The organism is Cochlodiniinecator piscidefendens (assembly GCF_011326755.1).
GTDB lineage: Bacteria > Pseudomonadota > Alphaproteobacteria > Rhodobacterales > Rhodobacteraceae > Cochlodiniinecator > Cochlodiniinecator piscidefendens.
The window spans coordinates 180,699-199,307 of record NZ_JAAOIE010000001.1; the positions used below are offsets into that span (position 1 = coordinate 180,699).

The 18,609-nt window shown below is 50.4% G+C and carries 17 protein-coding genes; 10 read left to right on the forward strand and 7 right to left on the reverse strand.

Going from position 1 to position 18,609, the window contains the following annotated elements; genetic code table 11:
• Positions 1-59: 59 nt before the first annotated feature.
• A complete protein-coding gene (locus G9C99_RS00935; protein WP_331459953.1) occupies positions 60-872 on the reverse strand; it encodes a phosphodiesterase in 813 nt (270 codons plus the stop codon).
• The gene (locus tag G9C99_RS00940; protein ID WP_166415582.1) at positions 869-1,642 is read right to left on the reverse strand and encodes a 3-hydroxybutyrate dehydrogenase; all 774 of its coding nucleotides are present in this window, start codon (positions 1,640-1,642) and stop codon (positions 869-871) included. The genes G9C99_RS00935 and G9C99_RS00940 overlap by 4 nt, the downstream gene beginning before the upstream one ends.
• Positions 1,643-1,923: 281 nt before the next feature.
• Between G9C99_RS00940 and G9C99_RS00945 the strand changes: the two genes are divergently transcribed.
• Together G9C99_RS00945 and G9C99_RS00950 are read left to right on the forward strand one after the other, a co-directional pair.
• On the forward strand, positions 1,924-3,741 hold the full coding sequence (locus G9C99_RS00945) for an extracellular solute-binding protein (protein ID WP_166415583.1): 1,818 nt from the start codon (positions 1,924-1,926) through the stop codon (positions 3,739-3,741).
• Positions 3,741-3,860: an entericidin EcnA/B family protein gene (locus tag G9C99_RS00950; RefSeq protein WP_166415584.1), complete on the forward strand. Its 120-nt coding sequence runs from the start codon at positions 3,741-3,743 to the stop codon at positions 3,858-3,860. The genes G9C99_RS00945 and G9C99_RS00950 overlap by 1 nt, the downstream gene beginning before the upstream one ends.
• A 56-nt stretch (positions 3,861-3,916) precedes the next feature.
• Here G9C99_RS00950 and G9C99_RS00955 read toward each other — a convergent pair whose 3' ends face one another.
• Positions 3,917-4,540, reverse strand: coding sequence for a helix-turn-helix domain-containing protein (locus G9C99_RS00955; RefSeq protein ID WP_166415585.1), 624 nt, complete (start codon positions 4,538-4,540; stop codon positions 3,917-3,919).
• Positions 4,541-4,606: 66 nt separating this feature from the next.
• Here G9C99_RS00955 and G9C99_RS00960 point away from each other — a divergent pair, with 66 nt between their 5' ends.
• Complete coding sequence (locus tag G9C99_RS00960) at positions 4,607-6,136, forward strand: class I adenylate-forming enzyme family protein (RefSeq protein ID WP_166415586.1); 1,530 nt, start codon at positions 4,607-4,609, stop codon at positions 6,134-6,136.
• On the opposite strand, the gene G9C99_RS00965 is transcribed toward G9C99_RS00960, so the two are convergent.
• Positions 6,129-6,446 carry a hypothetical protein gene (locus tag G9C99_RS00965; protein ID WP_166415587.1) on the reverse strand — a complete coding sequence of 106 codons (318 nt, stop codon included), beginning with the start codon at positions 6,444-6,446 and terminating at the stop codon, positions 6,129-6,131. The genes G9C99_RS00960 and G9C99_RS00965 overlap by 8 nt on opposite strands.
• A 363-nt stretch (positions 6,447-6,809) precedes the next feature.
• On the opposite strand from G9C99_RS00965, the gene G9C99_RS00970 reads away from it, so the two are divergent.
• The 3 genes from G9C99_RS00970 to G9C99_RS00980 all read left to right on the forward strand — a co-directional run bounded on the left by G9C99_RS00970 (position 6,810) and on the right by G9C99_RS00980 (position 9,335).
• The gene (locus G9C99_RS00970) at positions 6,810-7,463 is read left to right on the forward strand and encodes a DsbA family oxidoreductase (RefSeq protein WP_166415588.1); all 654 of its coding nucleotides are present in this window, start codon (positions 6,810-6,812) and stop codon (positions 7,461-7,463) included.
• 51 nt (positions 7,464-7,514) lie between these two features.
• Complete coding sequence (locus G9C99_RS00975; protein WP_166415589.1) at positions 7,515-8,729, forward strand: multidrug effflux MFS transporter; 1,215 nt, start codon at positions 7,515-7,517, stop codon at positions 8,727-8,729.
• 69 nt (positions 8,730-8,798) lie between these two features.
• Positions 8,799-9,335: a peroxiredoxin-like family protein gene (locus tag G9C99_RS00980; RefSeq protein ID WP_166415590.1), complete on the forward strand. Its 537-nt coding sequence runs from the start codon at positions 8,799-8,801 to the stop codon at positions 9,333-9,335.
• A 372-nt stretch (positions 9,336-9,707) separates the two neighbouring features.
• Here the strand turns inward: G9C99_RS00980 and mfd are convergent, their stop codons facing one another.
• Both mfd and G9C99_RS00990 read right to left on the reverse strand, forming a co-directional pair.
• A complete protein-coding gene (mfd, locus tag G9C99_RS00985) occupies positions 9,708-13,163 on the reverse strand; it encodes a transcription-repair coupling factor (RefSeq protein WP_166415591.1) in 3,456 nt (1,151 codons plus the stop codon).
• A 17-nt stretch (positions 13,164-13,180) separates the two neighbouring features.
• Entirely contained in the window at positions 13,181-13,768 is a 588-nt protein-coding gene (locus tag G9C99_RS00990) for a component of SufBCD complex (protein ID WP_231703937.1), read from the reverse strand.
• Between the two features lie 34 nt (positions 13,769-13,802).
• Between G9C99_RS00990 and hemB the strand changes: the two genes are divergently transcribed.
• The 4 genes from hemB (at position 13,803) to G9C99_RS01010 (ending at position 17,670) form a co-directional block, all read left to right on the forward strand.
• The gene (hemB, locus tag G9C99_RS00995) at positions 13,803-14,801 is read left to right on the forward strand and encodes a porphobilinogen synthase (protein WP_166415592.1); all 999 of its coding nucleotides are present in this window, start codon (positions 13,803-13,805) and stop codon (positions 14,799-14,801) included.
• A gap of 172 nt (positions 14,802-14,973) precedes the next feature.
• Complete coding sequence (locus G9C99_RS01000) at positions 14,974-15,408, forward strand: universal stress protein (RefSeq protein ID WP_166415593.1); 435 nt, start codon at positions 14,974-14,976, stop codon at positions 15,406-15,408.
• A gap of 34 nt (positions 15,409-15,442) precedes the next feature.
• The gene (locus tag G9C99_RS01005) at positions 15,443-16,945 is read left to right on the forward strand and encodes an alanine/glycine:cation symporter family protein (RefSeq protein ID WP_166415594.1); all 1,503 of its coding nucleotides are present in this window, start codon (positions 15,443-15,445) and stop codon (positions 16,943-16,945) included.
• Between the two features lie 167 nt (positions 16,946-17,112).
• The gene (locus G9C99_RS01010) at positions 17,113-17,670 is read left to right on the forward strand and encodes a lipid-binding SYLF domain-containing protein (RefSeq protein ID WP_166415595.1); all 558 of its coding nucleotides are present in this window, start codon (positions 17,113-17,115) and stop codon (positions 17,668-17,670) included.
• A 43-nt stretch (positions 17,671-17,713) separates the two neighbouring features.
• On the opposite strand, the gene G9C99_RS01015 is transcribed toward G9C99_RS01010, so the two are convergent.
• The gene (locus tag G9C99_RS01015) at positions 17,714-18,589 is read right to left on the reverse strand and encodes an NAD(P)-dependent oxidoreductase (RefSeq protein WP_166415596.1); all 876 of its coding nucleotides are present in this window, start codon (positions 18,587-18,589) and stop codon (positions 17,714-17,716) included.
• Between the last annotated feature and the right edge of the window lie 20 nt (positions 18,590-18,609).

Consider the following 18,609-nt stretch of genomic DNA (forward strand, 5'->3'; position numbering starts at 1 on the left):
AATAGTATCGCTGCGACGTATGGCTTTTGTGCATACGATTTATACACACATACCATTTGTTAACTTTTGCTGCGCTCTAGGCCAAATTCATATTTGCAGAATTCCCGGTACTGTAGCGTCACATCACCATTCGAAAATGTAAGGATGCCCAGGTTAGGTGCTTCTGCGGCAGGCGCAAAACTGTCCCAATCCCATGCGGGAACCGGCGGCGGGGCCTGATACAAGGTTGAGCGCATCACAGCAAATGGGATACCGCGCACTGTTCCACATATGGGCCGATGAACGTGACCCAGAAACAGATGTTTTACATTTTGATGTTTTGATAGCAGATCCAAAAAGGCATCGCCATTTTCCATATTGTCAGGATCTAACATCGGCAACCTTAAGGCCATCGGAGGATGGTGCAGGAAAAGATAGGCTGGGCTGTCTTTGTATTCGGCCAACATATGATCAAGCCACTGCATACGCTTGGTGCAAAACTCGCCTGCATCTGAACCGGGTCTTTGTGAATCCAAACACATAAAAACGCCTGCTTCGGTCGGCACCGCGTATTGAATAAATTCATTCATCCCAACACCAGGCAGATCAAAGACCTGCCGCAGAAGTGTTTTGTCGTCATGGTTTCCTGAGAGCGGGAAATACGGGATCAAAAGTCGATCGAGCTCAGATTTCAGCGCGCGGTAATTCTGTTCTGTCGCCAGATCAACCAAATCACCGGAAATAACGCAAAACATGCTCTGGCTGTGAAATTCATTGATATAGTCTATTGCTGCTCGCAAACGTAGCCTTGGATCATGTCCTTGAATTAAACCCTCAGCAACAAAGTGAAGATCGCTGAGCCAAACGACGTCTTGAGCCAGGGGTTTGGTCACAGGGCTGTCCATCCGCCATCCACGCTGATGGTGGTTCCGGTGATCTGAGTCGCAGCATCTGAGCAAAGGAAAACAGATGTGCCGCCGACCTGTTCCACTGTGGCAAAATCTTTGGAGGGTTGGCGCGTTAGCATCACGTTTTTCACCACCTCTTCGCGGCTCATGTTGTATTCGCGCATGGTGTCGGGAATTTGCGCTTCAACCAATGGGGTTAAAACATACCCCGGGCAAATGGCGTTTGCGGTGATCGGTTCTTGGGCGGTTTCAAGCGCTGTGGTTTTGGTCAAACCAACCACGCCGTGTTTTGCCGCGATATAAGCGGATTTAAAGGGCGACGCCGTGAGACCATGGGCAGAGGCAATATTCACAACCCTGCCCCAACCTGCCGCGCGCATCATCGGCAAAGCCGCAGCTGTGGTGTGAAACGCAGAGCTCAGATTGATTGCGATAATGGCGTCCCATTTGTCCTCAGGGAATTCATCAATTGGCGCGACGTGTTGGATGCCCGCATTATTCACCAGAATATCGCAGCGTCCTGAGTCACTGATCAATTTGCGACAGTCAGAACCTTTGGACATATCCGCCTGAATGTAGCGCGCGTTCACACCATGGTTTTTTGAAATCTCAGCGGCCAATGCATGATCTTCGTCGCGGTTGGTAAACGAATTCAGGACAACATCTGCGCCAGCTTTGGCCAATTCAATCGCAACACCCAGACCGATGCCTGAGTTTGATCCGGTGATAACTGCAGTTTTGCCTGATAGCGTCATGATGTTCTCCGTTCATTTTGGCGGATCATGTCATGCTGCAGTTGCAAAAGGAATGCTAAACTTTGTCCACATGCCAGCCCAAATTGAAGACAAAAAAAACGCCAGCACGAAGCTGGCGTTAAGTTATTGAGGCAGGTTTCATACAGGCAAGAAACCTATCGAGCAGTAAGTCTTTTATACGCAATTCACCGCCAACTTCCAAGTTAAAAGTTTGAACTGTCACAAAACTCTGGTTAGCTTGAATCCCAACGAAATAAGGGAACAGAGGAATTGTTGCCAAAATGAAATCAGATTTTTTCCGGCATTTTCGAAGAATCGGTGCGGTAATTTGCATTTTTGCGAGCGCGGGAATCGCCCACGCAGAAGCCCAACATGGCATAGCTATGTATGGGGATCCCGTGCTTCCACCGGATTTTGTGTCTCTCCCTTATGCCAACCCAGATGCGCCCCAAGGTGGGCAAATTATTTTTGGCGAGGGCGGCGGGTTTGATTCATTGAACCCTTACATCCTCAAAGGGGACGCGCCCTGGGGTATTCGGGTGCATGTTGTCGAAAGCCTGATGGGACGCAATTGGGATGAACCTTTTGCGCTGTACGGGCTATTGGCCGAATCGATAGAGACTGGACCAAGCCGTGAATGGGTGGAGTTTACGCTGCGCGAAGAGGCTGCATTTTCCGATGGTAGCCCGGTAACAGTTGATGATGTGATCTGGTCATTTGAAACTTTGGGCACTGAAGGACATTCGCGGTACCGGAATTCATGGGGCAAAGTTGATCAGATTGAACAGGTTGGCGAACGCAGCCTGCGCATTACCTTTAACACCCCTGATCTTGAACTTGCTTTAATCATGGGATTACGCCCCGTGCTACAGCGCGCCCAATGGGAAGGCATGGATTTTGCCGACAGCGACGGGTTGGATATGTTCCCGATTGGCACTGGTCCCTATGTGATTTCCGATATGGATCCCGGCCGTCAGATTACGTTTACCCGTAACCCCGACTATTGGGGCAATGATCTGCCATTTAACCGTGGTCGCCACAACCTAGATGAAATTCGCTATGATTTCTTTGGTGATGGCGATGTTGCGTTTGAGGCGTTTAAGGCCGGCGAAACCAGCAGCTATCGTGAATTCAACGCCGCCAAATGGGACAATCAATATGATTTCCCTGCCATTCAAAACGGCGATATTGTACAAAGCCTGATCCCGCATCAGCGCCCTTCTGGTATCACCGGGTTTGTTATGAACACACGTAACCCGATTTTTGCCGACTGGCGGGTGCGTGAAGCGTTGATTTTAGCATTCAACTTTGAATTCATCAACGAAACCCTAAATGGTGGAACCGAACCCCGCATCACGTCGTATTTTTCAAATTCTGTTTTGGCGATGTCACATGATGCGGCACAAGGCGGTGTTTTAGACCTGCTGGAACCCTTTGCCGATGATTTACTGCCCGGCACGATTGAGGGGTATTCGCTGCCTCAGTCAGATGGGACTACCCGCAATCGTCGCAATATCCGCGCGGCGATTGGGCTGTTTGAGCAGGCAGGTTGGACAGTGCAAAACGGTATTATGGCAGATGGAAATGGAACGCCTTTCGCCTTTGAAATTCTGTTGCAATCCGGGTCCGGTGAAAACCAATCCATCATTGATATCTACACCTCGGCACTGGGGCGGTTAGGCATTACGCCAACAGTTTCTAGCGTCGATAGCGCGCAGTACCGTGAACGCGCGAACACCTATGATTTTGATATGGCCTATTACCGTCGCGGTCTTTCGCTGTCGCCGGGCAATGAACAGCGCCTTTACTGGGGGTCTGAAGGTATCACCGAACCTGGCACGCGCAATTGGATGGGCATGAACAGCCCTGCAGCTGAGGCAATGATAGACGCGATGCTAAATGCCGAAAGCCAAGTTGATTTTCTGGATGCAACGCGCGCATTGGATCGGATATTAACGGCGGGGCGTTATGTTCTCCCGATCTGGCATAACCCTGTTTCACGCCTAGCCCATGCACGCGAATTGCATTATCCCGATGTCCTGCCCATGTATGGGGATTGGAGCGGATTTCAACCAGATGTCTGGTGGTGGGAGGAATGATGAAGAAGATGTTTATATTGGCGGTTGCAGGGTTAATGACCCTGTCCGCCTGCGCTACAGTCGAAGGGTTGGGGCGTGACATATCCGGTGGCGCAAGGCGCGTATCCGAAGTGTTCTAAATGAAAAAGGCCCTCAATTTTGAGGGCCTTTTTTAATCTGAATACTATGACCGTGATTAAGCTAGTGACGTGACCCACAGAATAAGCGCGTCTTCGGGACTCGTTGAAACAACGTTATGACCCATTGAGGCATCATAGTAGGCTGTGTCGCCACGTTTCATCGCGACGGGTTCGTAAAATTCCGTATACAGCAGGATTTCCCCAGTCAGCACATAAAGAAACTCTTCGCCGTCATGGCGGACCCAACCGTCGAATTCCTCAATAGAACGCGCACGCACTTGGGCGCGGTAGGGCAGCATTTGCTTTTTAGAAAGCGTTGTCGCCAGCAACTCATGTTCATATGTGGCGGTCGCATGCTCTTGGCCTTCGCTAACGCGCGTGATGGCCATGCGCCCGTTGATTTGGGCTTTTGATGGCGGTGTAAACAATTGCGGCACTGAAATTTCCAAACCGTCTGCCAGCTTTTTCAATGCCTCATATGTGGGCGACATTTGGCTGTTTTCGATTTTAGATAGCGTTGAACGCGCAAGCCCGGCCTGACCGGCCGCTTGTTCTAGCGTCCAATTGCGTGCTTTGCGCAGTTCGCGCACGCGTTCGCCCAGATGCAATGGTTCAACATGGGCCTCACCGCCGCTTTCGCGGGCGATACGAATAATGCTGGGTTGTTCGTGCTTTTCCATAAACTCCGTATAAGCCTAAGCCACACAGGCTTGCAACTCTTGTGTGTGCGACGTAGCACTTTGTCTATGCAATCGATTTTCGACAATGGTGCGCCGACGCCCTGCCCCAATCCGTTCAACATGGCCGCCTATGTGTTGAGCCATGGAAGCACACACACGCCCGATCACCCTGCATTAGAAATATTGCACTCTGATCGGGTCGATAGCTGGAGCTATTTAGCGCTTGAACAAGCGGTGCGCGGCATTGCCTCTGGGTTATTGGCAGAGGGTTTAACCGCCGGTGATCGGGTTTTGATGCGTTTGGAAAACTCTGTCGGATTTCCACTAACCTATCTCGCGTGCATCGCGGTTGATCTCATCCCAGTTCCAACGGCAGCGCAGCTCACGGCGCCTGAGGTTGCTAAAATGATAGCAGAGCTGTCGCCAAGCCTGATCATAAAGTCTGATGGCGTGGCCTGCCCTGAAACTGCTTGCCCAGTTCTGTCAGAAAAACAGGTTTTGGAAATGCAGTCCTTGCCGCCAGCGCATTACGTCATGGGCGATCCTGAACGTCTGGCCTATATTATTTATACCTCTGGTACGTCTGGAACCCCACGCGCCGTCTGTCATGCCCACCGTGCAATTTGGGCCCGACGTATGATGTGGGACGGATGGTATGGGCTGCGACCCTCCGATCGTTTGTTACATGCTGGGGCGTTTAACTGGACCTATACACTCGGCACAGGTTTGATGGACCCATGGACAATGGGGGCAACGGCGCTCATCCCAGCGCCGGGCACACAACCGACAGATCTCCCCCGATTGATCAGAGATCATTCGGCTACTATTTTTGCAGCTGCACCGGGGGTTTGCCGCCAGATATTAAAGCAGATCCAGCCCTTGGATGCCCCAGCCTTGCGCCATGGTCTGTCCGCTGGAGAAAAACTACCTGAACGCACACGGCTGGCTTGGGAAGAGCTTAGTGGCACATCCATTTACGAAGCCTTTGGCATGTCCGAATGTTCTACATTTCTATCAGGATCGCCATCCCGGCCTGCGCCAGAGGGCAGCTCAGGGTATGCGCAAAACGGACGGCGCATCGCGGTGTTGGGGGATGATCATCATCCAGTGCCATTCGGTGTGCCGGGTATACTTGCCAATTCAAAGCGCGATCCCGGGCTGATGTTGGGGTATTGGGAGGCCGAAGACGAAACCAATGCTAAATTTTCTGGCGAATGGTTTTTAACTGGCGACACCGTTTGCATGGCTGCAGATGGTGCGATTACCTATTTAGGTCGTTCCGATGACATGATGAACGCGGGGGGATTTCGGGTGTCTCCGCTCGAAGTGGAAGCTGTCATCAATCAGCACCCAGAAATCCAAGAATGCGCCGCTGCCGAAGTGAGCATCAAAGCTGATACCACTGTTATTACTGTATTTTATGTCGCCGAGCACGAGATAGCGCAGCATCTTTTGAATGATTTTGTGATCACTCATTTGGCACGCTACAAAACGCCCCGGTTGTTTGTACGCGTTTCGGAATTACACAAAGGCGCAAATGGAAAACTGCTCCGCAAAACAATGCGAAGCAATTATGAAAACGCCCAGATCAGTTGATGGCGCCTGACGTGGTTTCAACACCTCTAAGCTGATTGAAAATGGTTTCGTTCTTCAGAAATGGCGCGTCAAACAGGACCAGCACCAGAACAAGCCCAGCAAAAATCAAAACTGTACCAAACCAAAGACCAAGGACCGCCATCAAAATGATGTTAAAGCGCGGCTCCAAAAATCTGAACAACTGCTCTGCAAAACTTGCACCATCTGCTTCGTTGCTTTGATCATCGCTATCTGAAATCAGATCTGGCTTTTGCTCAGAGCTTTGATTTCTTCCGAAGAGCTTTTGATACAAAAATTTTAGCAGCAACATTCTACAAGCCTTTCTCAACTAACCGCGCGTGAATAGAGAATCCATACGCTCATTCCCTATGCCGCATAATGCGCAACAATTTTTTTAAATCCAATGGTTTCAGTTAGATGGGTGGTGATATTAAATCTAATAAATTTGATATTCAAAAAAGTTTGATATCAAATAAAATTGAATATCTATTATATTTGAGTGAATTTTATCGGCTTTTTTGAAGGTTTGAATTTAACAGGTAACGAAAAGTTATCATTCACCCCTGCTCCATTTCAGTTTTTTTGAACTTGCGCTCAAGCCTCAATATGAAACACTCCGCTGATCGCTGAGGCGATCAATCACCGATTCATTCAACGAAAAACGAGAGCCCTCATGGTCAAGCTAGATATTCTGTCCGACCCAATTTGCCCGTGGTGTTACATCGGCAAGACTTATCTCGATCGGGCTCTTGAGGCGCATCCTGAGCATGATTTCTTGATCGAATGGCACCCTTTTCAACTGAATCACAACATGCCCGAAGGTGGCATGGACCGCCGTCAATATCTGGAAACTAAATTCGGGGGCCAAAAAGGCGCAATTCAAGCCTATATGCCCGTCGTTGAAAATGCCAAAGAAGCTGGACTGAGCATCAATTTCGAAGGCATTGAGACCACCCCGAACACGCTAAACGCCCACCGCGTCATTCATTGGGCTGGGCTTGAAGGAAAACAAACCCCAATGGTCAGCGCGATGTTCAAGGCCTATTTCACAGAAGGGCTGGACATTGGTGACGCTGAGGTGTTGAACAGGTTGGCAGAAGGCATCGGCATGGAAGCCGGCCTCGTTGCGCGCCTCTTGGCGACCGACGAAGATAAGCAATTAATGCATGATCGTGACGCCCACGCCCGAGAACGTGGTGTGCGGTCCGTGCCGACGTTTATTGTGAACAACCAATACGCGATTTCGGGCGCGCAAAAACCCGATATGTGGGCAAATGTGATTGCTGAAATCGCCCAAAGCCAACAAGACGAAGATACAGACGAATAGACATTAGGGGCATCACCTTTGCCTCTCAATACATTGTAAAGAGAACAAAAAATGCCCCGCAAGTTACCCTTTTATGAATTCATCGCATTGATGGCGATGCTTTTTGCAACGATCGCATTTTCGATCGATGCAATGTTACCTGCTTTACCTGAAATCGGAATGCAACTGTCCCCCGAGGATTTAAACCGGGCACAATTGGTCATCACCGCTTTTGTCTTCGGAATGGGGCTAGGTACGTTTTTTACTGGTCCATTGTCAGACAGCTTTGGACGCAAACCTGTTTTGCTAACAGGTTCATTTTTATACGCAATTGGCGCTATTTGGGCATGGTATGCCCAAAGCATCGAAGGACTATTAATGGCCCGCGCATTACAAGGCCTCGGCGTATCCGGACCGCGCGTTGTCGCGATGGCGATCATTCGCGACCTTTATGCCGGTCGCCAAATGGCCAAGCTCATGTCCTTTGTTATGGTTGTTTTTTCACTGGTCCCTGCGATTGCGCCATCTCTGGGCGCTGTTATCATTCATCTATTTGAATGGCGCGCCATTTTCCTCGCATTTGTATTGTTTGCAGCGATCACAGGTTTCTGGCTGTTCATCAGACAAGACGAAACATTGCCCGTGGATGCGCGCATTCCATTTTCGGTCAAAAACATCAAATCCGCCCTGCGCGAAATTTCGCAAAATCAAATGTTTGTCACGACTGTCGCCGTACAAACCCTTTGTTTTGCTTTGCTGATGGCTACAATTTCATCAACGCAGCAGATCTATGACATCACCTTTGATGAAGGCGTACGGTTCCCACTTTGGTTCGGTGCGACGGCAATCCTGTCATCTTCTGCAGGGTTCCTCAATGCAGCGCTGGTTGAGCGGCTGGGAATGCGGTTTTTAATCAGTGCCTCTTTGACAGGCTTGATCGCCTTTAGCCTTCTGGCTTTAGGTCTGAACGTTATGAACCTCATGTCGCAAGATGTTGCATTTTATGTCTATTTTCTTTGGACGACGGGCATCTTCTTTTCGACAGGTATGACGTTGGGAAACCTGAACACACTGGCAATGGAACCTATGGGTCACATCGCAGGCATTGCCGCATCAACTATCGGAGCGGTTTCAACAGTGCTTGGCGTGATGATCGCGGTACCTATTGGATTGGCCTTTAACGGTACACCCGTTCCGCTGATTGTTGGGGTGTTATTTTGCGCTGGCCTTGGGCGGTTGATCATGATGCGCGTCGCTCGGTTAGAGCGGGTGAATGATACGGCATAACGTAAATGTGAGGTGCAGATTTTGACCAACTGATCCAAACAATACGTTGTATTTACAAGGAGAAGACAAATGCTAATGCCACGCGAAAAGACGCCTGATCTGTCCCTACCTCAATTAGGGGGCGGGCGCTTTGATTTGGCGACCGATGGATCAGAACGCGGAACCGTTGTATGTTTTTATCGCGGTCTTCATTGCCCGCTCTGTGCGACGTATCTCAAAGAGCTAGAGCGGCTTACACCCGATTTCGCAGAGCGCGGCGTCAAAACCATCGCGATTAGTTCTGACGGCCACGAGCGCACAGAAAAAATGGCTGAGAATATTGGCGCTGTTAACCTTCGCTTTGGGTATGATCTATCCCTCAGCAATGCGCGGGAATGGGGGCTCTATATTTCTGCATCACGTGGCAAAACGTCGATTGGCATCGAAGAGCCAGCGTTGTTTTCCGAACCCGGCCTTTTTGTCGTGAACCCAGATCAAACGCTTTACTATATGTCCGTTCAGACAATGCCGTTTGTACGCCCACATTTTCGCGAACTCTTGGGGGCTATTGATTTTGCAATTGATAAAAGCTACCCCGCACGCGGTGAGTACAAAGGCGAAGTATAAGTAAATTCAATAAGAAAAGGGCCTCTTCTAATGTTAGAGGCCCTTTTTTTATCCCTTGGTCAGAACATAGAGTGCGGCCAATGCAACGACAGTCGCGCATATAACCAAGATGGAACCAAAACCTTTTACTCTTATTTTTTTATTATCCCAGGTAGCGTCCACCTCGTGAGTGTCTTTTGGGTCTGAAGACATTTTCCCCTCCGAGTCGGTTAATCGTCCCTTAAAATTAGAGTTCCACTCTCATTCTGTCATGCCCAACAAGTTGCGCTGCAAATTTGCAAACTCGCAAGATGGAGCGCCCCGTAGAAAGTTTTCCCTAATTTTCCGCACTGCAGAAAAAGCAGGTTTATCTGAAGGGATTTCTTCAGGCATTCATTTTGCCCGCTTTTTTTCTGCTGCGACCTTCTCGGCCAGAGCTTTCGCAATGGCAAAGGCCCCTTTGATTTTGTCGTTGTCTTTAGGCCAGTCCCGCAAGATCGTGATCTTATTGCCTTTGATCTTGGCGTTTGCGCCTTCCTCTTGAATAAACTCAACCAACCCAGCGGGAGATGCAAACTTATCGTTGTGGAATTGGATTGTTCCGCCTTTGGGGCCACCATCCAGTTTGGCAATCCCTGCCCTTTTGCACATCGCCTTGATACGAACAACAAGCAGCAAGGTATTGACCTCTTTCGGTAACTTACCAAATCTATCGATCAATTCCGCAGCGAACCCTTCGAGTTCAACCTTGGTCGTCAGACCAGACAAACGACGATAGAGCCCAAGGCGAACATCAAGATCAGGCACAAAGGTTTCTGGGATCAAAACCGGGACCCCAAGGTTAATTTGCGGCGCCCATTGGTCATTGTCATCCGTCAGGCCAGAGGCTTCGCCAGATTTGATTTTGGCGATCGCCTCTTCCAACATAGATTGATAAAGCTCATAGCCCACTTCACGCATTTGGCCGGATTGTTCTTCGCCAAGTAGGTTCCCCGCACCCCGAATATCAAGGTCCTGAGACGCAAGCGTAAACCCGGCACCAAGGCTGTCGAGGCTCCCCAAAACGCGCAGGCGTTTTTGCGCAGTGGTCGTCAGTGGTGTGCGCGGCTTCGTGGTCAGATAGGCATAAGCGCGGGTTTTTGAACGACCAACGCGCCCACGAATTTGATAGAGCTGCGCAAGGCCAAACATATCCGCCCGGTGCACAATCATCGTATTAGCGGTTGGAATATCTAGGCCGCTTTCGACGATTGTGGTGGCCAATAGCACATCGTATTTACCATCGTAAAACGCGTTCATCCGATCATCAAGCTCCCCAGCCGCAAGTTGACCGTGAGCGGTGATAAAGCTGATTTCGGGCACGTGTTCAGCGAGGAACTCTTCAATTCCTTTCAAGTCTTTAACCCGAGGAACCACATAGAAACTTTGCCCACCACGGTAGTGTTCACGCAGCAGTGCTTCGCGGATGGTTACAGTGTCAAATTCGCTCACGTAGGTACGGATTGCCAAACGATCAACGGGTGGCGTGCCGATGATCGACAAATCCCGAACACCAGACAAAGACATCTGCAAAGTCCGTGGGATAGGCGTCGCTGTTAAGGTTAAAACATGCACATCAGAGCGCAGAGATTTCAGGCGTTCCTTATGGCTAACACCGAAATGCTGTTCCTCATCAATCACCAACATTCCGAGATCTTTGAAGCGAATGCTTTTCGCCAATACGGCGTGGGTACCTATCACGATATCAACAGTGCCACGGGCCAGTTCATCGCGGGTTTGGTTGGCGTCTTTGGTGCTCACAAAACGTGAGAGTTGCCGCACATTAACCGGAAAGCCGCGAAACCGCTCTGCAAAGCTTTTGTAGTGTTGCCGCGCTAGTAATGTGGTTGGGGCCACGATGGCCACCTGCACGCCCGAAAGCGCCGCAACGAAAGCCGCGCGCATTGCCACTTCGGTTTTACCGAAACCAACGTCACCACATACGAGCCGATCCATTGGCTGCCCAGAGGCCATATCGCCTAGTACATCTTCGATTGCGTTCAACTGATCATCAGTTTCCTGATACGGAAAACGGGCGCAGAAGCTTTCCCAAATCCCGTGAGACGGTTCCATGATCTGACCTTTGCGCAGCGCACGTTCGGCGGCAATGCGGATCAGTTTATCAGCGACCTGACGTATACGTTCTTTCAGCTTGGCCTTTTTGGCCTGCCATGCCCCACCGCCAAGCTTATCCAAAAGCCCGGCCTCATGACCGAATTTTGACAGCAGTTCAATGTTTTCAACCGGAAGATACAGGCGATCTCCACCCGCGTATTCTAGCGCAATGCATTCATGCGGCGCACCCATCGCAGTGATGGTTTCAAGCCCGTTGTATTTACCAACCCCGTGATCCACATGAACAATTAAATCACCCGGCGACAGGCTTTGGTGCTCGGTCAGGAAATTCTCAGCGCGCTTGCGCCGCTTCGGTGCCCGAATGAGCCGATCCCCTAAAACATCCTGTTCTGAAATAACGGTTAGACCGTTTGCCTCAAACCCATGTTCTAGCGCCCATACCGTTAGATAAACGTCACCTTTTGAATCGGCGACATCACGGTAGTCATTGATCAAAGTTACATTGGTCAGGCCTTCGTCTTCCATCAGGCCCTGTAAACGTTCACGCGCACCTTCTGAATAGCTTGAGATCACCACCTGACCATCGGCACGCTTTGCTTGAACGTGATCTTTCAACGCACCAAAAAGACTAACGTTTTCCAATTGGCGCTCAGGCGAAAAGTTGCGCCCGATTTTGCCGCCTGCATCTATCACACCGGGGCCGACGCCTTGCTTTAACGGCGCAAGCGATATGACGCGATGATCGGCCAGACTTTTGACCCAAGCCTCATCATCCAAATACAAAAGCGCGGGTGGTACAGGTTTATACACTGTATCCATCCGGGTTTTATGACCCATCGCGATTTTGCGGGTTTCGTACTGATCTTTTATGCTGTCCCAACGCGCGAGGCGGCTTGGCGTAACCTGATCATCGACGAATATGCTTGCCCCTGTCAGGTAATCAAACAGGGTTTCTGTGGTCTCGTGAAAAAACGGCAGCCAATGTTCCACGCCCTGATGTTTACGACCCGCACTAACCGCTTCGTACAACGGATCATCTGTGCCAGCCGCGCCAAATTCAACACGGTAATTTTGACGAAACCGCGTGATTGAATCCTCATCCAGAACCACCTCTGATACCGGAGCCAAATCAATGACAGACAGATTTTCTGTGGTACGCTGCGTCGCTGGGTCAAATCGGCGAATACCGTCCAACACATCGCCGAACAAATCCAACCGCACCGGGCCCGTTTCACCGGGTGGGAAAATATCAATGATCCCGCCACGCACGGCAAAATCACCCGGCTCCATCACCGTCGGCGTTTGGCTGAACCCCATATGCGTGAGAAATCCACGCAATGCCTTTTCGTCGATCTGATGATCAACACGCGCGCTGAAGGCTGATTTTTTCAACACGTCGCGCGCAGGAATTTTCTGAGTCGCGGCGTTTAAGGTTGTCAGCAAAATAAAACGATTGGGTAGACCGTGGGCGAGTGCCGCCAAGGTTGCCATACGCGCGGCAGATACGGCTGCATTGGGCGACACCCGGTCATAAGGCAGACAATCCCAACCCGGAAAATCCAAAACCATGACGTCAGGCGCGAAAAAAGCCAAGGCCGCGCGCATCGCCGCCAATCTTTTGTCATCGCGTGCAACATGCACAACAGGCCCGCCAGATTTGGCCAGTTCCTTTGCAAGAACAAAGGCATCATACCCTTCGGGCGCGCCGCCGGCGTTTATGTGTTGCGCTGACATAGTCGTATATTCCTATTTTATCCGCTCAATGCGCCAATATGCAGGTTTTGGTACATGCCCCACATGGAGGTGACAAAAACCGAAATCATCCCAATCACCTGAACCCAAAACCGATGACGCGAAAGCTGACGACACAAATCTTCGCCTTCGATCTCCTGAGCCCTGATCAGACGTGCTGTTGATAAGCTTTGCAAGCCAACAAAGCTCATGGGGAAAGCAATCAGAAAAATCGCCTGCGCAAATTCCACCCAGTAATAGAACGCCAAGATGCCTAGTGAACTGAGGATGAAAAACCCAAATCCCAACAACCAAAGTCCTGACGTGCTGCTGATATACAAAAGTCGGTTGCTATTGATACGCACCATATCTTCGAGGTCTGTCATGGCTTGCTCGCCATTTACTCGGGCGCGCCGCACCATATCAAATGGCACCCCGAGAACCCAATGGCTTGTTGTCGACCAGACAACAGCCAACGCAATCCAAAACCAAAGGTTTGAAAAAGAGCGCAAATCAATAAGTTCAAACACGGATCCCACGAGATGTGTCTCCTGATTGGGAAAATGAGTTTCTTTCTTATGCACGACTTGAGATCGTGCGCAATCCATGCGACCCATGCTTTGCTAGAAAATGAGGTAAAAGATGCGCCCGACCGTCGCCCCCTTCCCCGCAGCCCGCTTACGCCGCACCCGAAAATCAGACGCTTTGCGTGCTTTGACCCGCGAAAATCGGATTTCTTGCGAAGATCTGATTTGGCCCATGTTCGTCTGTGATGGTCAAAATGAACGTCAAACTGTTGGCTCTATGCCGGGTGTTGAACGTAAATCCATTGATCTTATCGTAGAGGCGGCGCGCGAAGCACGGGACCTTGGTATTCCGGCGATCTGTTTATTTCCTTACACCGATGCCAGCCTAAAAACTGAAACTTGCGAAGAAGCGTGGAATCCCGATAATTTATCAAACCGTGCTATTTCTGCCATCAAATCAGCCGTGCCCGAAGTTGCAATCATGACCGATATCGCGCTTGATCCCTATAATGCCAATGGCCACGATGGCATCGTCAGGAATGGGGAGATCGTAAATGATGAAACGGTCGACGCATTGGTCAAAATGGCATTGGCACAAGCTGAAGTCGGGGCAGATATTCTGGGCCCGTCTGACATGATGGATGGCCGCATCGGAGCAATGCGTACTGCGCTTGAGGCAGAAGGCCATTCCAATGTTGCGATCCTGTCTTACACTGCAAAATATGCCTCGGCGTTTTATGGACCTTTCCGCGATGCGGTTGGGGCGTCTGGCGCTTTGAAGGGCGATAAAAAAACCTACCAAATGGATCCTGCCAATAGCAATGAAGCGCTACGCCTCGTTGAACGTGACCTGATGGAAGGCGCTGATATGGTGATGGTCAAGCCCGGCATGCCATATCTGGATATCTGTCGCCGCGTCAAAGACAGCTTTGGCGTGCCGACGTATGCTTACCAAGTTTCAGGTGAATACGCGATGATCAAAGCCGCCGCGCAAAATGGTTGGATTGATGGAGAAAAAGTTATGCTCGAAAGCTTAATGGCCTTCCGGCGCGCGGGTTGTGATGGCGTTTTGACATATTTTGCACCTGAGGTTGCGCGCGCGTTAAACGGTTAAACCTTTACAAAACGTAACAAAATACATCATTTATAGCCAGAATAGGGGTATTTACCCTGTTCTGGCGCTATCCAAATGTGCCATTTTTAAGGCAAACTCCCCCTTAGGGGCCGATTGGCCCCTCATCCAAGCGGTCCCACTAAGAACCGACCGCATGATAATGGGAGCGAAAATGTCTAACACAGTATTACTTGCAATTGACGGCAGCCGGGGCAGCGATCGCGCATTGACCCACGTGCGCAAACGCGCCGAACTGGGTGGTGCTAAAGTTGTGGTGGCCTATGTCATCGAATGGTCCCCCTATTCTTTCAACACGCCCGAAGAAAACGCTGAACGCCATTCTCGTCGTGAAACAGAAATCTCACGCGCAACGACAAGCGTCGTTGAGCCAGCGCTTACCTACCTAACCGAAGGCGGTATTGATGTTGAATCTCTTGTCCGCCATGGCCCTCCGTCTGAAACTTTGATCAAAATAGCGGAAGAAGTCGGTGCAGCGCAGATCGTTATTGGTCGCCGCGGCGAAAGCGGACTGAAATCCTTAATCTTTGGTAGCGTAGCGGGCAATCTGATCCAGACCTCACCGGTCCCGGTCATGGTCGTTCCATAAGCCCATCTTTTGCATTTATTAAAAGGAGTTCGAGATGACTCGGATTTTCTATGCGCTCTTGGCGCTCTTGTTCGTTGCACTTCCGGCACAAGCAGGAATTGACGACACAATCAACGACATCACGGCGCCAATCGCGTCATTCATCGGAACAGTCGTGTTCTTCAAAGTGCCCTTCGCGGGTGCCCAATTGCCGTTGGTTGTTCTTTGGCTGGTCGTGGGTGCGGTGTTCTTTACTGTTTACCTTGGCTTCGTCAACATTCGTGGCTTTAAGCACGCAATCCAATTGGTACGCGGTGATTACGCAGATCCGAACAGCTCTGGCGAAGTTTCTCATTTCCAAGCGCTTGCAACTGCGGTTTCTGGCACAGTGGGCATTGGTAACATCGGTGGCGTTGCCGTTGCGGTGACTGTTGGCGGCGCTGGCGCAACCTTCTGGCTGATTGTTGCTGGCTTCCTTGGGATGTCCACAAAGTTCGTTGAATGTACGCTGGGTGTTAAATACCGGACAGAAAACCCTGATGGGTCTGTTTCTGGTGGTCCAATGTATTACCTGCGCAAAGGTTTCGAAGAACGCGGCATGGCTGGCTTTGGTAAGTTCATGGGGACATTCTACGCTGTCGGTATCTTTATCGGCGCACTTGGCATCGGCAACATGTTCCAATCAAACCAAGCTTATGTTCAGTTGAACACGGTTGCTGGCGGTGCATTGGACGGCTATGGCTGGCTTGTTGGTTTGATCTTGGCTGCTTTGGTTTTTGCTGTGATCATCGGTGGTATTAAGTCCATCGCACGCGTAACAGAAAAAGTCGTTCCATTCATGGCGATCTTTTACTGCTTCTTCGCGATCATTGTGATTTTGATGAACCTCACCTCTATTCCACAGGCAATTGCGAATATCTTTACCGGTGCGTTCACAGGCGAAGGTGTTGCTGGTGGTGCTTTGGGTGCATTGATCATCGGTTTCCAACGTGCTGTATTCTCGAATGAGGCCGGTATTGGTTCTGCTTCCATCGCTCACTCTGCAGTGAAAACAGCTGAACCTGTGACCGAAGGCTATGTATCTCTGCTTGAGCCATTCATTGATACAATTCTGATTTGTACAATCACCGCATTGGTCATTGGCACATCTCAAGTTGCTGATCCGAACTTTGCCAATGGTGCCCAAGGTGTTGCCATGACGTCCGCAGCATTTGAACGTCAACTTAGCTGGTTCCCATTGCCGCTCGCGTTTGCGGCGTTGCTCTTTGCCTTCTCAACTATGATTTCATGGTCATACTACGGGCTGAAGGGCTGGACTTACCTCTTTGGCGAAGGCGAACGCGGTCAGACCATCTACAAACTGATCTTCTGTGCTTTTGTTGCATTGGGTTGTGTTGTGCAGCTTGGTCCGATCTTGGATATCTCTGATGCGCTGGTCTTCTTGATTGCTGTGCCTAACATCCTTGGCCTGTACTTCCTCGCGCCACTGGTGCGTGCGGAAATGAACGCCTACATGGCACGCCTCAAAAGTGGTGAAATCAAAAAGTTCAAAAACTGATCTTTTTATAAACAAATGAACAAACGCCCCGCTAATCGCGGGGCGTTTTGCGTTTGGCAAGCCCCCGCCGAGAAACGCATCATAGGATGACACCTTTGATTAAATAACGTAGACTGCGGCAAAGAGGTCCAAAGAGACCATTCCAGTCAGGCAAAAAGGCAAAACAAATGAGCGGACTTTCCCGTAGAGGTTTTCTAATAAGTGTCGGCGCGACAGGCGCTTTGACGGCGTGTGGCAACGGCATCGGAAGCGACGGCGCTGCAGCAATTGATTCACGCGTATTTGGCACACTGAGCCAAATGTATGCCGATTATCCAGGCACGCGCGAACTGCGTGAAAAAGCATCAGGCATGTTGGTTATGCCCTTGGTCACTGAGGCCGGGTTTGGCATTGGTGGATCATATGGTCGTGGGGCCCTGATGATCAATGATGCGGTGGTTGATTACTATTCCGCAGCGGCAGCCAGTTTTGGGCTACAAATCGGTGCGCAGCAATATTCACATGTGTTGTTCTTTATGACACCAGAGGCATTATCTGAATTCCGTCACTCAGATGGTTGGTCTGCTGGTGGGGATGTTGAATACGCAATCAGTGACCAGGGCGGCAACCTCAGTGCGGATACCGTAACTGCACTTGATCCCGTGATCGCTGTAATCTTTGGTCAGGCTGGTCTGCACGTTGGGGCCACCTTAGAAGGCACCAAATACACACGTATTCTTCCATAAACCATGAGCCTGCGGCGCACGATACGCCGCCGCAGGCATAGCTTTATTCCTCGGCGGCGCGCAAACGACGGATAAGGCTACAGGTGTCAAAGCGCCCACCGCCCTGTTTTTGCACATCCTTATAAAACTGATCGACCAAAGCCGTCATGGGCAAAGACGTTCCATTTTTGTCGGCTTCTTCCATACAGATTTTCAGATCCTTGCGCATCCAATCGACCGCAAATCCAAAATCAAAGGCATCGTCTTTCATTGCCTGATGGCGGTTAACCATTTGCCAGCTCCCGGCTGCGCCATGCTGGATAACATCAACCACATCCGAAATATCAAGACCGGATTTTTCTGCAAAATGAAGCGCTTCGGACAGCCCCTGAACAACGCCAGCAATACAAATTTGGTTGACCATCTTGGTCAGCTGTCCCTTACCGCTTTCGCCAAGCCGGCGGCAAATTTTGGAATAAGGCTGCATGATGGGTTCAACACGCGCATAATCGGCCTCATCACCGCCACACATCACCGACAGCAAGCCATTTTCAGCGCCAGCTTGTCCGCCAGAAATCGGCGCGTCCACATAGCCTAGCCCCATGCTTTTCGCTGTTTCATATAGCTCTTTGGTGACAGTTGCAGAAACCGTTGTGTGATCAACAAAAATCGCACCCTTCTGCATTCCGGCAAATGCGCCGTCTTCCCCCAAACATACGCTGCGCAAATCGTCATCATTACCAACGCAAGCAAAGATAACGTCTTTCCCAACCGCTGCTTCGCGGGGTGTTGGAGCTGACGCGCCATTATATTCAGCCACCCAAGCCTGCGCCTTGGCGCTGCTGCGATTGTAGACCGTTACGTCATGCTCCGCCTTAACCAAATAACCGGCCATCGGATATCCCATGACACCCATTCCCAAAAACGCAACTTTTGCCATGTGATTACTCCATCGAATTG

What these genes read in the sequence shown, in the direction of transcription:
- mfd (WP_166415591.1), bottom strand. Translation starts at nt 13,163, where the DNA reads ATGTCAGCGCAACACATAAACGCCGGCGGCGCGCCCGAAGGGTATGAT.
- G9C99_RS00980 (WP_166415590.1), top strand. Translation starts at nt 8,799, where the DNA reads ATGCTAATGCCACGCGAAAAGACGCCTGATCTGTCCCTACCTCAATTA.
- hemB (WP_166415592.1), top strand. Translation starts at nt 13,803, where the DNA reads ATGCGCCCGACCGTCGCCCCCTTCCCCGCAGCCCGCTTACGCCGCACC.
- G9C99_RS00990 (WP_231703937.1), bottom strand. Translation starts at nt 13,768, where the DNA reads ATGGATTGCGCACGATCTCAAGTCGTGCATAAGAAAGAAACTCATTTT.
- G9C99_RS00940 (WP_166415582.1), bottom strand. Translation starts at nt 1,642, where the DNA reads ATGACGCTATCAGGCAAAACTGCAGTTATCACCGGATCAAACTCAGGC.
- G9C99_RS00950 (WP_166415584.1), top strand. Translation starts at nt 3,741, where the DNA reads ATGAAGAAGATGTTTATATTGGCGGTTGCAGGGTTAATGACCCTGTCC.
- G9C99_RS00955 (WP_166415585.1), bottom strand. Translation starts at nt 4,540, where the DNA reads ATGGAAAAGCACGAACAACCCAGCATTATTCGTATCGCCCGCGAAAGC.
- G9C99_RS01005 (WP_166415594.1), top strand. Translation starts at nt 15,443, where the DNA reads ATGACTCGGATTTTCTATGCGCTCTTGGCGCTCTTGTTCGTTGCACTT.
- G9C99_RS00945 (WP_166415583.1), top strand. Translation starts at nt 1,924, where the DNA reads ATGAAATCAGATTTTTTCCGGCATTTTCGAAGAATCGGTGCGGTAATT.
- G9C99_RS01000 (WP_166415593.1), top strand. Translation starts at nt 14,974, where the DNA reads ATGTCTAACACAGTATTACTTGCAATTGACGGCAGCCGGGGCAGCGAT.
- G9C99_RS00970 (WP_166415588.1), top strand. Translation starts at nt 6,810, where the DNA reads ATGGTCAAGCTAGATATTCTGTCCGACCCAATTTGCCCGTGGTGTTAC.
- G9C99_RS01015 (WP_166415596.1), bottom strand. Translation starts at nt 18,589, where the DNA reads ATGGCAAAAGTTGCGTTTTTGGGAATGGGTGTCATGGGATATCCGATG.
- G9C99_RS00960 (WP_166415586.1), top strand. Translation starts at nt 4,607, where the DNA reads ATGCAATCGATTTTCGACAATGGTGCGCCGACGCCCTGCCCCAATCCG.
- G9C99_RS00975 (WP_166415589.1), top strand. Translation starts at nt 7,515, where the DNA reads ATGCCCCGCAAGTTACCCTTTTATGAATTCATCGCATTGATGGCGATG.
- G9C99_RS01010 (WP_166415595.1), top strand. Translation starts at nt 17,113, where the DNA reads ATGAGCGGACTTTCCCGTAGAGGTTTTCTAATAAGTGTCGGCGCGACA.
- G9C99_RS00965 (WP_166415587.1), bottom strand. Translation starts at nt 6,446, where the DNA reads ATGTTGCTGCTAAAATTTTTGTATCAAAAGCTCTTCGGAAGAAATCAA.